The organism is Glaciecola sp. G7-5 (assembly GCF_055808975.1).
Genome location: NZ_CM147892.1, coordinates 2,429,926 through 2,443,398, shown reverse-complemented (window position 1 = coordinate 2,443,398; position 13,473 = coordinate 2,429,926). Strand labels below are relative to the sequence as shown.

Annotated in this window: 8 protein-coding genes and 1 pseudogene; 3 read left to right on the top strand and 6 right to left on the bottom strand. The window is 42.6% G+C overall.

Going from position 1 to position 13,473, the window contains the following annotated elements; genetic code table 11:
* Positions 1-14: 14 nt before the first annotated feature.
* On the bottom strand, positions 15-1,754 hold the full coding sequence (locus AC0L6H_RS10750; protein ID WP_473394286.1) for a sodium:solute symporter family protein: 1,740 nt from the start codon (positions 1,752-1,754) through the stop codon (positions 15-17).
* Positions 1,754-2,005: a DUF4212 domain-containing protein gene (locus AC0L6H_RS10745; protein WP_473394284.1), complete on the bottom strand. Its 252-nt coding sequence runs from the start codon at positions 2,003-2,005 to the stop codon at positions 1,754-1,756. Before AC0L6H_RS10745 ends, AC0L6H_RS10750 begins: the two co-directional genes overlap by 1 nt.
* 281 nt (positions 2,006-2,286) lie before the next feature.
* Here AC0L6H_RS10745 and AC0L6H_RS10740 point away from each other — a divergent pair.
* Positions 2,287-5,729: pseudogene (locus AC0L6H_RS10740) on the top strand (PAS domain-containing hybrid sensor histidine kinase/response regulator).
* Between the two features lie 66 nt (positions 5,730-5,795).
* On the opposite strand, the gene AC0L6H_RS10735 reads toward AC0L6H_RS10740, so the two are convergent.
* Together AC0L6H_RS10735 and acs are read right to left on the bottom strand one after the other, a co-directional pair.
* Positions 5,796-6,446, bottom strand: a complete 651-nt coding sequence (locus AC0L6H_RS10735; protein ID WP_473394283.1) for a response regulator transcription factor — start codon at positions 6,444-6,446, stop codon at positions 5,796-5,798.
* 226 nt (positions 6,447-6,672) lie between these two features.
* A complete protein-coding gene (acs, locus tag AC0L6H_RS10730; protein WP_473394282.1) occupies positions 6,673-8,616 on the bottom strand; it encodes an acetate--CoA ligase in 1,944 nt (647 codons plus the stop codon).
* 455 nt (positions 8,617-9,071) lie between these two features.
* Between acs and AC0L6H_RS10725 the strand changes: the two genes are divergently transcribed.
* Positions 9,072-9,770, top strand: coding sequence for a type 1 glutamine amidotransferase domain-containing protein (locus AC0L6H_RS10725; RefSeq protein WP_473394280.1), 699 nt, complete (start codon positions 9,072-9,074; stop codon positions 9,768-9,770).
* 67 nt (positions 9,771-9,837) lie between these two features.
* On the top strand, positions 9,838-10,995 hold the full coding sequence (locus tag AC0L6H_RS10720; RefSeq protein ID WP_473394279.1) for an iron-containing alcohol dehydrogenase: 1,158 nt from the start codon (positions 9,838-9,840) through the stop codon (positions 10,993-10,995).
* Positions 10,996-11,351: 356 nt separating this feature from the next.
* On the opposite strand, the gene AC0L6H_RS10715 is transcribed toward AC0L6H_RS10720, so the two are convergent.
* Both AC0L6H_RS10715 and AC0L6H_RS10710 read right to left on the bottom strand, forming a co-directional pair.
* Positions 11,352-12,404: an aldo/keto reductase gene (locus AC0L6H_RS10715; RefSeq protein WP_473394277.1), complete on the bottom strand. Its 1,053-nt coding sequence runs from the start codon at positions 12,402-12,404 to the stop codon at positions 11,352-11,354.
* 132 nt (positions 12,405-12,536) lie between these two features.
* Positions 12,537-13,460: a histone deacetylase family protein gene (locus AC0L6H_RS10710; RefSeq protein ID WP_473394276.1), complete on the bottom strand. Its 924-nt coding sequence runs from the start codon at positions 13,458-13,460 to the stop codon at positions 12,537-12,539.
* Positions 13,461-13,473 lie beyond the last annotated feature (13 nt).

Genomic DNA, 13,473 nt, shown 5'->3' with positions numbered 1-13,473 from the left:
AGACCTATACTTCATTAGTGGTCTTGCGCTACCGCAACGTCACCATGTGGCGAGCGGAAGTTATCAACCAAATCTCTGATTTCTTGTGGAGCAGGTTTGCCCATTTTGTAAACAATGAAAGCAACAGCAAAGTTTACAATGGCACCCACTACACCAAATGCGTTTGGTGATATACCTAAGAACCAATCTGGCTCCATGCCACCTAGGAACGAAGTACCTGGGATGAACATAATACCTTTGTGTTGGAACACATAAAGCATTGTTACACCAAGACCTGCACACATACCTGCAATCGCGCCTTTATCATTCATAGAGCGAGAGAATATACCCATCATTAGTGCAGGGAATATAGACGACGCGGCCAAACCAAACGCTAGAGCTACTGTACCGGCTGCAAATCCTGGTGGATTGAGCCCCAGATAACCCGCAAATAGAATAGATATTGACATCACCACCCTACCAACAAGTAACTCTGTTTTATCCGTCATATCAGGCGTTAATATTCCTTTCAATAAGTCATGCGAGATTGATGAGGAGATAGCAAGCAACAATCCAGCTGCAGTAGATAAGGCTGCTGCCAATCCACCTGCGGCGACCAGTGCGATTACCCAGTTTGGTAAGTTCGCAATAGACGGATTCGCTAGTACCATTATATCGCGGTCAACTTTTACCATTTCATTGGTAGCAGCATCGGCGCTATATTGGATTTTTCCATCGCCATTTTTGTCTTCAAACTCTAATAAACCTGTTTTTTCCCATTCTTTAAACCACTGAGGACGTGCTTCATATTCAAGGTATTGACCCGCGCTTGGTTCAATTGTACTCATTAAGTTTAAGCGAGCCATTGCACCAACAGCAGGCGCTACAGTGTAAAGTAAAGCGATGAAGATTAGTGCGTAACCAGCTGATGCACGAGCTGCTTTTACTGATGGTACAGTGAAGAAGCGCATGATTACGTGTGGTAAACCAGCAGTACCAATCATTAGTGACATGGTATAAGCGAACATATTAAGCGTGCCGCCCATTTTGGAGGTTGTATATTCTTTAAATCCTAAGTCTGTGACGACTAAATCAAGTTTATCTAAAAGATACACACCACTTCCGTCGGCTAATGTAGAGCCAAGTCCAAGTTGTGGGATTGGGTTGCCTGTTAACTGGAATGAAATAAAGACAGCAGGGATAGTATAAGCGGTAATCAATACGATGTACTGAGCAATCTGCGTATAAGTGATGCCTTTCATGCCGCCTAATACAGCGTAGAAGAATACCACAGCCATACCGATATATAAGCCAGTGTCGTATTCAACTTCTAAGAAGCGAGAGAATGCAACACCAACACCTTTCATCTGACCGATGATATAGGTAACTGATGCAACGATAAGACAAATAATGGTGACTATTCTAGCGGTCTTAGAGTAAAAACGATCCCCGATAAACTCAGGAACGGTAAATTTACCATGTTTTCGCATGTAAGGTGCTAAGCACAATGCAAGCAATACATAACCACCGGTCCAACCCATCAAGAATACTGAGCCACCGTAACCTAAAAAGGCAATCAAACCCGCCATCGAAATGAAAGATGCCGCTGACATCCAGTCGGCGCCAATCGCCATACCATTTTGTAAAGGGGTAACACCACCACCGGCAGCATAGAATTCGCTGGTTGATCCGGCTCGTGCCCATATTGCGATAGCAAAGTAAAGGCCGAAGGTACCAAATACAGCAATGTAAGTATAAATCTTTAACTCATCCATTATTTGTCCTCGACATTGTATTTTTTATCAAGATCGTTCATTTTCTTTCCGTACCAGAAAATGAGTCCTAAAAATGCGTAAATAGAACCTTGTTGTGCAAACCAGAAACCGAGTTTATACCCACCAAGGCGAATGTTATTAAGTTCGTCAACCAGCAAAATTCCTAAACCAAATGATACGACAAACCATATGGCTAGGCAGATTAAGATTAGACGGAGGTTTTCTTGCCAATACGTGCTTTGACTCTCCACAAACTTCTCCTAGAAATTCCAAGCGCCGTATGCGATCACTTGGGTTTAAAATATAATAGTAACGATGATTGGATGAGCAGTAACTTCTGTAGCACTTACACATCTAAGCATCCCCGGAATCAAATATTATATAAATGTTAATTTTTTGATATAAAACTTTAGTCTAGGCTCTCTGAAAGCCTCTATATCCAGGCGTTGCTTGTTAAATATTTGTACAGATATTCGCTTTATTTAGGGTTATGATAGAGTAATAAGCGACAACACATTATTTAGGGATTTACATGTCTTTTGGTTGGCTGGCCTTAGGTTTAGGATATTTGACCGTGTTATTTTGGGTAGCACGCTGGGGTGATACAAACTCGCAAACTGCACGCTGGTTAACCTCACACCCCCTTGTATATAGTTTAGCCTTAGGCATTTATTGTACTGCATGGACTTTTTTTGGTGCGGTAGGTCAATCAAGCACTCAACAATGGATGTACCTCCCTATTTTATTGGGCCCGGTTATTGTATATCTCTTCGCTTATCGCTTTATTTACAAAATGACCCATGTCAGCAAAAAGCAACATATTAGTACCATCGCCGACTTTATTAGTTCTCGCTATGGTAAACGGCAATTGGTCGCGCTGCTGGTAACAATTATCGCCTTGCTTGCAACAATTCCTTATGTAGCCTTGCAGTTACAGGCTATTGGATCGACGTTTCAGCTGGTTACCAATCAAGAAAATACCGCGGCAATCGTTTTATTTGCGACCGCATTTGTAGCGCTTTTTGCCATGTACTTTGGCACAAGAAATACCGATGTTACTGAGTATAGACGTGGCTTGATTTTGGCTATTTCGTTAGAGTCATGCATCAAATTAGTTGCGCTTATATTGGTCGCCTCTGTAGGCTACGCGTTTTGGTCTAAAGCAAGCACGCAACCAATCTTCCACGACTATGTAAGTAGCGATGCCCTTTTAGCATTCATTTCTGTGGACTTTTGGATACAAACATTAATGGCGGGAGCAGCAGTAATTTGTTTGCCGAGGCAGTTCCATGTGGCGGTCATAGACAATTTAAAGATTAGTCATCTGAAAACGGCTCGCTGGTTTTTCCCCTTATATCTCACCATAATTGCGCTGACAATACCGATCATTGCCGCTGCAGGTAAAGTGATCTTCGCTGACGAAAGTTTAAATGCAGATAGCTATGTGTTGGGGATTGCCATTTTTTCCGACTCTATGCTATTGCAATTAATTGTTTTCTTAGGCGGCTTATCTGCTGCTACAGCAATGATAATCGTTGCGACCTTAACACTTAGTACGATGATTACCAACGATCTTGTATTGCCTAAACTAATGGACAACGAGACCTATTCAGGTATCAATAGAGTAAAGCGGATAAAGCATATCCGACGTTTTATTATATTTAGTATTTTGGTGCTTGCTTATTTATATCAACAACAAATGGCAAATCAAGCGTCGCTGTCGTCCATAGGCTTATTGGCTTTTTCCTTGGTAATTCAATTATTACCCGCAATTGTGGGGGGATTATACTGGCAACGCGCGCATGCTCACGGGGTTTATGCAGGCTTGTTGTCTGGCTTCTTAGTATGGCTGTTATTCCTTTTCATTCCTTTAATCGACCCAAGTTCAACACCTGTTGATGTGTCGAATCAAACCCATCTATTTAGTATTGGCGCACTCTACAGTTTACTTGCCAATATTAGCTTCTTTATTGGTTTTTCCTTAATCGCAAAACCGAGTCTTATTGACCGAATACAAGCAAAAATGTTTGTTGAACCCACGAGTATGGGTGATCAGTTCAATGACAACAAAGCGGTAAATGTCAGCAAAGATGATCTAAAAACACTCATTAGTAAGTTTACAGGCCAAAAACGTTGCGACCAATTATTTGAAGTTTATGAACTGCAAGCAGCTAAAAAAGGAAAAACTAGCGATGTTGACCAAGCGTTACTGTCTTTTTGTGAACGTGCTTTAGGTGGCGTTGTTGGTTCATCAAGTGCCAGGGCACTGATTGACAGCTTAATACGAGGTAAGTCCTTAGATATAACCGATGTCGTGAATTTCTTTGATGGCACAACCCAAGCCATGCAATTTAACATGAGCGCCTTGCTTACATCACTTGAAAACATTGACCAAGGGATTAGTGTTATAGATAAAGATTTACGCCTCATTGCATGGAATAAACGTTATACAAGTTTGTTCAACTACCCTTCTTCACTTGTTTTTGTTGGTGCACCTGTTGAACCGCTGATTCGCCACAACGCATTACACGACGTTGGCGAAAGAAACGATATCGATACAATAGTCTCAGAACGTATGGTCTTACTTCGAAATGGCACCCCCATAAGTCAAGACGGACTCGCGCTGATGGCCATATTATCGAAATGGTCAGTAACCCACTCCCAGGCGGGGGCTTTGTAATTAGTTTTCACGATATAACCGGTTATGTTATGGCGCAAGAGGAACTAAAAGAATCAAATATTGACTTAGCCGCGCGGGTTGAAAAGCGAACAGAAGAAGTGCATTCAATAAATGCTGAATTGCGACTTGAAATTGAACGACGAAATCAGCTTGAAAAAAGCCTTATTCGCGCGAAAAAAGAAGCTGAAGATGCCAACGAAAGTAAAACGCGCTTTTTAGCTTTGGCCAGTCACGATGTATTGCAACCTTTAAATGCGGCTAAACTGTATTTAACTGCCTTACAAGAAACGCAGTTTGACAAAGATACAAACGATATCCTCACCAAGCTTAATGATTCGGTAGTTTCGAGCGAGACTCTCATCAGTACAATACTCGATATATCAAGGCTCGATCAAGGCGAAATGAAACCCTTTATAGAAACCGTGAATATTCCTGAAACCGTAACGCCAATTGTTAATGAAATGACGATGAAAGCCAAAAGTAAGGGCCTTGACTTTAGGTATAGAGGGGTTGATTGTTGGGTAAGTGCAGATAAAACTTACTTGTATAGAATTATACAAAATCTCGTGTCAAACGCCGTAAAATATACTAAAAAGGGCAAAGTGTTGTTAACTGTCAGAAAACGGGCTGACAAAATACTTATACAAGTTAGAGATACAGGAATTGGTATTTCAACACTCCAACAAGCCGCCATATTTAGCGATTTCTATCGAGTTGAAAACACTGATGAAGAAGGTATTGGCTTGGGTTTGGGCGTAGTAAAACGACTCAGTCAACAGCTTTCCTGCTGCATTAGGGTCGACTCTCAAGAAAACAAGGGGTCTTGCTTCAGTTTAGAATTTGCAAGCATGCCGGCGCCTGAGAAACCCAAAATTATTGCCAATCCGGTTAATTCTGTATTTAAAAAGCTGAGAATTTTATGCATCGATGATCAACAAGAGAATCTTGATGCCATGCAAACCGTATTGACGAAATGGGGAATTGAGGTCGGTTTAGCTAAATCATATAAGGCAGCTATTGAGGTTGCGAATGAACTTCAGCCACATATTTTGCTAGTCGATTATCAATTAGGAAAGGGACCTGATGGTCTAGAAATTATCGACCTACTGCGTCAACAGCTCAATACAATCTTACCTGCCTGTTTGGTGACCGCAAAAAGAGGTGACGATCTTCTTAAACTTTGCAATGATCATGGGGTCAATTATTTGTCAAAACCACTTAAACCTGCAAAATTGCGCTCGCTGATCCAAAGTATGGCGAAATTTATTCGCAATGTAGACATTGATTCGAAGTGAACTACCCATCGACGCCGCTTCGCGTCGATCAATGGGTTTTCTCGGCAAGTTTCGATAAATATAGAGCTACGCTTCTTTTTCAGGTGGCTCGAGTTGTAATTCAGAGGCAATAAGTACCGCCTGAGTGCGGTTATTAATACCGAGTTTACGGAAAATGGCGGTAACGTGGGCTTTTACTGTGGCTTCTGCAATATCTAAATTGTAGCCAATCTGTTTATTTAGCAAACCATCACGCATATAACACAAGACTTTATACTGAGATGGGGTAAGACTTGCGACATTTTCAGCGAGTTTACTGAAGTTCTCATCGACGTCTTGGATTTTTACTCGCACAGATTCAGGTAACCATACATCACCTTCGAGCATCGCATTGACCGCCTCACCGATGTTGCTTGCACTAGTTGTTTTAGGGATAAACCCAATCGCTCCTAAGCCAACAATTTTAGAAATTAGGCTTGCATCTTCGGTACCCGAGATTACCGCAATAGGTAAATCTGTAAACTGTTTTTGGATATGTAAAAACCCAAATAAATCACTACTACCAGGCATGTGTAAATCAAGTAATAGAAGATCGACTTCATTTTCTTGTAAGGTTGTAACAGTACTATTGACATCAGAAGATTCAAGAATGGTGATATCACTAAAAACGATGTTCAACGCACCTTTTAAAGCATCTCTGTATAGAGGATGATCGTCAGCGATGAGGAGTGTGATCATATTACGTCCATATTATTTTTGTCGTGGCGTGACGGGAACATATGTTCAGATGTAAGTCAGGTCTTAAGTTAATAAGTGTAACCTTTTCTTAACAAACTGCAATGGCTACATCAGAAAATTATTCGCATACGCACAACACACTGTTGTCTGGCTTACGACTATGTAGAAACACCTAGCAGCGAATAGTAATTTCGTTCACTGCTAGGTTTTTAAGTTAGCTAAACGTTTAGCGGTTTAACCTTTTTTCTATCAATGAATCGACCACACTTGGGTCAGCCAAAGTAGATGTATCACCTAACTGATCATATTCATTTGCTGCAATTTTTCTAAGTATGCGGCGCATGATTTTGCCAGAACGAGTCTTCGGCAAACCGGTTGTCCATTGAATCAGATCAGGGGTCGCAATCGGTGACAATTCTTTTCTGACCCACTTTTTAACATCTGCGGTAAGCTCATCGGTGATCGTAATCCCTTCATTAGGGGATACGTAAACGTATATGCCTTGGCCCTTAATGGCATGCGGGAAACCAACCACAGCGGCTTCAGCAATATCTTTGTGAGCTACTAAGGCACTTTCTATTTCAGCAGTGCCTAAACGGTGTCCGGATACATTTAAAACATCATCTACGCGGCCGGTGATCCAATAATAATTGTCTTCATCTCTACGCGCACCGTCACCGGTAAAGTAAACATTTGGATAGGCACTAAAATAGGTTTCAATGAAACGCTTGTGGTCACCATATACGGTTCTTGCTTGGCTGGGCCAACTGTCTTTTATGATAAGGTTGCCCTCGGCAACACCTTCAAGTTCATTGCCTTCAGCATCAAAAAGTGCAGGTTGAACACCAAACAATGGACGTGTTGCTGAACCTGGTTTCAATGCTGTCGCACAAGGAAGTGGCGCAATCATCATGCCACCAGTTTCAGTTTGCCACCACGAATCAATGATTGGACAACGACTTTGACCAATAACGCGATAGTACCATTCCCACGCTTCAGGGTTTATTGGTTCACCAACTGAGCCTAAAATACGTAGGGAAGACAAATCACAGCCTTCTACTGGCTTCTCGCCATGAGCCATAAGTGCGCGAATTGCAGTAGGTGCAGTGTACAAACTATTGACCTTATACTTTTCTACAATCTGAGCGATACGTCTTACATCTGGGTAGGTTGGTACACCCTCAAAAAACACTTGAGAAGCGCCATTTGCAAGCGGGCCGTAGGTCATATAACTATGTCCTGTGATCCAACCAACATCAGCAGTACACCAATAGATGTCGTCAGGCTTGTAATCAAATGCATAACGGAAAGTGAGCGAGGTATACAACAAGTAACCACCTGTTGTATGAACAACACCTTTTGGTTGGCCCGTTGAGCCTGAAGTATACAGAATAAACAATGGGTCTTCAGCATTCATAATCTCAGGTTCACACTGAGCGCTACAGTCGTCAACAAGCTCATGCCACCATACGTCAACATCACTGTTAAAAGCGACATCGCCTCCGGTAAGCTGGTGCGTAAGCACGGCTGTTATGCTTGGGCATGCGCCATTGGCAATCGCTTCATCAACATTTGCTTTAAGCGGAACACTGCGACCCGCTCTTCGCCCTTCATCAGCGGTAATAACCACCTTTGCTTCACTGTTGTTAATTCTGTCAGCAATCGCATTAGGAGAAAAACCACCAAATATGACAGAGTGCACAGCACCAATGCGTGCACATGCGAGCATTGCGTAAGCCGCATGCGGAACCATAGGCATATAAATGGCAACGTTATCACCTTTTTTGACGCCTAATTTTTTTAGGCCATTGGCGAGCTTGCACACTTCATAATGCAGTTTCTGATACGTTACTTTCTCAGAGTCTTCTGGTGAATCACCTTCCCAGAATATAGCCACTTTCTTGGCGTTGTCTTTTAGATGTCTGTCGATACAGTTATAACTTGCATTAAGTTGACCGTCTTCGAACCACTTGATATCACAATTGTCTGGCGAGAAATTAGTATTTTTAATAATGGTAGGGGTTTTAAACCAATCTAACTCTTCAATTTGTGAGGCCCAAAATGCATCAGGATCGTCGACAGAAGCCTTATACATGGCCTCATAGTCGCTTTCACTAAAGTGCGTATTTGCCGTTAAAGACGCTGGTACTGGATATTGATTAACACTCATGGTGTTCTCTCCGTTATAAAGGTGTTATTTATTCGTTAACAATAGCCCTATTAATATAAAGAAAAATGCGACTTTGGTAGTAACTTAAAAATGCAAATGAATGTTTCGAAATGTAAAAGGGCTGAAACAAGCGTAAAGCCTAATATTCCACGATACCACAAAATAAGCCCTACATTGGTCTGTAAGACTAAGTGCTAATATGCACTGAAGCATTTATAAAAGAGGATAGACGTTGACATAATTCCTTGTCGGATTTTACCGCCCTTTTTTTGAGGGCGGATTTTTTTGTCTGCGATTGAGCCACTTCATTCAGATTATATAGCCCAAATTACATGCTTATGAACAAGCTCCCTAAACTGCTAGGCAAGTGGCCAAGGTGGAAAGTTTGCTCTGTTAAATTAAACTTTAACTTTTAAACTAGCGTATAGCTTGTAACTAAATGATAAAGGAAGAACATGAGCACACAAAATTCTAACAAACATATATTAATGGTATTAACTTCTCACGACGCCCTAGGCGATACCGGTGAAAAAACCGGGTTTTGGGTTGAAGAGTTTGCCGCACCTTATTACGCATTTGTTGATGCGGGAGCTAAGGTTAGCATAGCGTCGCCGGCAGGCGGGCAGCCGCCAATAGATCCAAAAAGTGAATTAGCTGATTTCCAAACCGAATCCACCAAACGATTTGATAACGATCGTGATTTGCAAGCACTCCTTGCTAACACCAGCAAACTGGCCTCTATAGATGCTGGCGACTACGACGCTGTGTTCTATCCTGGCGGTCACGGACCATTGTGGGACCTTACAAATAACAGTAAATCTATTTCGCTAATTGAAAACTTTATAGCTGGCAACAAACCTATCGCGGCGGTATGTCATGCCAGTGCTGCATTTTTGAATGTAAAAGATGCTAGTGGCGAATACATTGTCAAAGATAAGGCTGTCACAGGATTTAGTAATAGTGAAGAAGAAGCCGTTGAGCTTAGCAAGGTTGTACCCTTTTTGTTAGAAGATGAGCTCATTAAACGCGGTGGTAAATATAGTAAAGGGGATGATTGGGGAGTATTTACGCTTCAAGACGGCTTAGTCATTACTGGCCAAAATCCAGCAAGCTCGGCATTGGCAGCAAAGCAATTATTAGAAAGTCTTGCATAAATCGGTTTATGGGATTAGCGCTCGCTTTGTAAGCATCACTTTTTAGTTTTCAATAGGAATATTTTTCATGATGAATTTTAGTTTTCAAAACACCACCAAAATCCTCTTTGGTGAAGGGCAAATTGCGGCGATTAGCAAAAACATACCGCGTGATGCAAAGGTGTTGGTTACCTATGGTGGAGGCTCTATTAAAAGTAATGGAGTATATGATCAAGTAGCAAAAGCCTTAGCCGACCACACATGGCATGAGTTTTCCGGCATTGAGCCAAACCCAAGTTACGACACATTGATGAAAGCGCAAGCAATTATACAAGAGAAAAATATCGACTTTATACTTGCTGTAGGCGGTGGTTCGGTAGTTGACGGGTCAAAGTTTATTGCCGCTGCGGCTGTGTTTGAAGGTCAAGATCCTTGGGATATTGTGAGTAAACAAGCCCGCATAAAAAAGGCGCTGCCCCTAGCTTGTGTTTTAACACTTCCAGCAACCGGTTCTGAATCGAATACTGGCGCAGTGGTTACCCGCGACGGTAATAAACTCCCCTTTAGTAGCCCTTTGGTACGCCCTATTTTTGCCGTACTTGATCCTGCAGTTACCTTGTCTTTGTCGATGCGTCAAATTGGTAACGGGGTTGTAGACGCTTTCGTTCACACAATGGAGCAGTACCTCACCTACAATGTAAATGCGAAAGTACAAGACCGCTTTGCCGAAGGCTTGTTGCTTACCCTAATAGAAGAAGGTCCTAAAGCCTTGGCCCCTGAAACGGCTAAAAACATGGATGTTCGTAGTAATATTATGTGGGCAGCGACAATGGCATTAAACGGCCTAATTGGCGCTGGTGTCCCCCAAGATTGGGCAACACATATGATAGGACATGAGCTGACCGGCGTGCACGGAATAGATCATGCCCGCACGTTGTCAATCGTATTGCCGGCAGTAATGAAAGTATGTAAAAAAGCCAAGCGTGAAAAACTTCTTCAGTACGCAGCGCGCATTTGGAATATCACAGACGGCCAAGAGGACGAACGCATCGAGCGCGCCATAGGACTCACCGAAGCCTTCTTTGAAAAGATGCAGGTGCCAACGCGTTTATCTCATGTTGATTTAGGTGAAGATGATATAGATTTGTTGATCGAGAAGCTAACCGCGCATGGAATGCTGAAATTAGGCGAACATGGCGAAGTGACACCCCAGATTAGTCGTCAGATACTCGTTACAGCATTGTAAACACCCGCCTCGTTTTTGTGCGGGCATAATACCGATCGGTAAAACGTTTTGCCCTCCCCTTGGTCATCTCAGCGCAGGCTGAGATCTCCTAAAAGCATCCTCTATTTATGGGGTGATAGAGGCTGCATCAAACAGATTTCTGCCTTCGCAGGAAAGACGATTAGCTTAAGTGAACAGTATAATGCGAAGGGAAGAATCTCCAAAATTATATGCAAAAATGCGAGTTTTTATGGGCTTTGCTAGGGTGTTTAGGAGATCTTCGCCTACGCGAAGATGACGGTTGTCGTGGGAAGACGATGGTTGTCTTGAAACGCTTAAACGAAGGGTATTTTGCGCGGGCAAATACGAGCAATGCCTTAAAAAGGCATTGCGAATCGTTTCAATGTCGCTTCTGTTTCTGCTAAACATTCGCTAGTAAGGCTAATATCGAAGGCTGCGATATTTTCTTCGAGTTGAGGGATAGTAGTAGCACCAATAATGGTAGAGGTCACACCGTCTACTTGGTCGCACCATGCTAGCGCTAATTGACTCGGTGTTATACCGTATCTGCTGGCAATATCGCAGTAAGCTTGCGTCGCTTGCTGGCTAAATTCACTGTCTCGAAATAAACCATTTCGCTGAACTAAGGTCCATCGGCTTCCTTTTGGACGCGCTCCATTCAAGTACTTGCCCGATAACATGCCGCCAGATAACGGTGACCATGGCAAATAAGCGATGTTTTCAAAAACACATGACTCAATTAAATACGGCCAATCTTTGGTGTGCAGTAGATTAAATTCATTCTGGATAGACACCGGCTTGGGAATATTCATCTCTTCGCATAAGGCTAAATAAGTGTGGATGCCCCAAGTGCTATCATCTGACAAGCCCCAATGGCGTATCTTGCCGCTTTTAAGCGCAAGGTCTATGCCACCAAGAATGTCACGCATGTTCTCTTTTTGTTGCTCAACATCGGTTTCGCTTGGTTTGACTTGGTTTGGCCAATGGGTACCAAAATGCGCGGTAGCGCGATTTAGCCAATGCAACTGATAAATATCAATATAATCACTTTGCAGGCGCGACAAAGACCCTTCTAACGCAAGCCCAACATTTTTGCCCGTAATGGGGCTGTTATTTCTGACATAGGAGAAACCTGGCCCAGCGATTTTACTGGCAATGATCACTTCTTCTCGCTTGTTATTATTGCGTGACAGCCAATTGCCAATGCAGCGTTCAGTATCGCCTTGGGTCTCTTTTGTAGGCGGAACGGGATACATCTCAGCGGTGTCGATAAAATTAATGCCGGCATCAAGCGCGTAATCTATTTGCTCATCGGCATCGGCTTGCGTATTTTGAATTCCCCATGTCATCGAACCTAAACACACTCGTGATACTGATAGACCCGAATTCCCTAACTTTGAATAGCGCATATACACCTTAACCGTTGTTATAAATGAATAAACGTGCTTGCTCATACACGCTTTTAATGTGGTTTATTGTTACGCAAATATATCTGTTTTGGAACGTTTTTTTTCACACCGGCAATTGGGATACCTTAGGGGCTAACTCGCCAAGGTTTTCAAGTGTGCCACCACGCTACGCGCGAGCGCACTCAAGGCGTAGCCTCCCTCAAGTACAGACACAATGCGACCATCACAATGCTTTTCGGCAACTTGTTTTATTTGCTCAGTAATCCATGCATAGTCATCTTCGACTAAGCGTAAATATGACATGTCATCCTCAACATGAGCATCAAAACCGGCTGATATAAAAATAAGCTCTGGGGCAAACGCATCTAGGGCCTCAAACCAAGGAGCGACAAGTTCACGATATTCCTTTCCGCCGGTGCTAGCTTTAACAGGCACATTCAATATGCCCTCCCGAGTGGGTTCTGCGCCACTAAAGGGATAAAAAGGATGCTGAAACGACGAACAAAACATAATTCTTTCGTCACTGTTGATGATATCTTGCGTCCCATCACCGTGATGCACATCGAAATCTATAATTGCGACCCGTTTCAAGCCTAGTTTTTCAAGCGCATATTTGGCACCAATCGCAACATTATTGAACACACAAAAACCAGAAGACTTACTATAAGCTGCATGGTGCCCTGGTGGCCTAATAGAACAAAAGGCGCTTCGGGTTTCGTTTGTATACACCAAGTCAACAGCATCTTTAACGGCACCTGCGGCATATAAAATTGCATCAAGGCTTTTTGACATCAGTACAGTATCTTCATCAATATGGACCGTCTCGCCTTGCTTTTCAGGGGCGCTGCTAATTACCTTGTCTACGAAATCAGCATCGTGAGCCAGTTTTATGATGTCTATATCAATCTTTTTGGCATCAGCAAAGTGCACAACATACTCAAGGCCCGATGCAATTATTTGATCATTGATTTGATGCAAACGAGCGGATTGTTCAGGATGATCATTGCCCATGTTATGCAAATTGCATTTAGGACTGCTTATAATCGTCACGGTCATGGTTGTGCTCCTT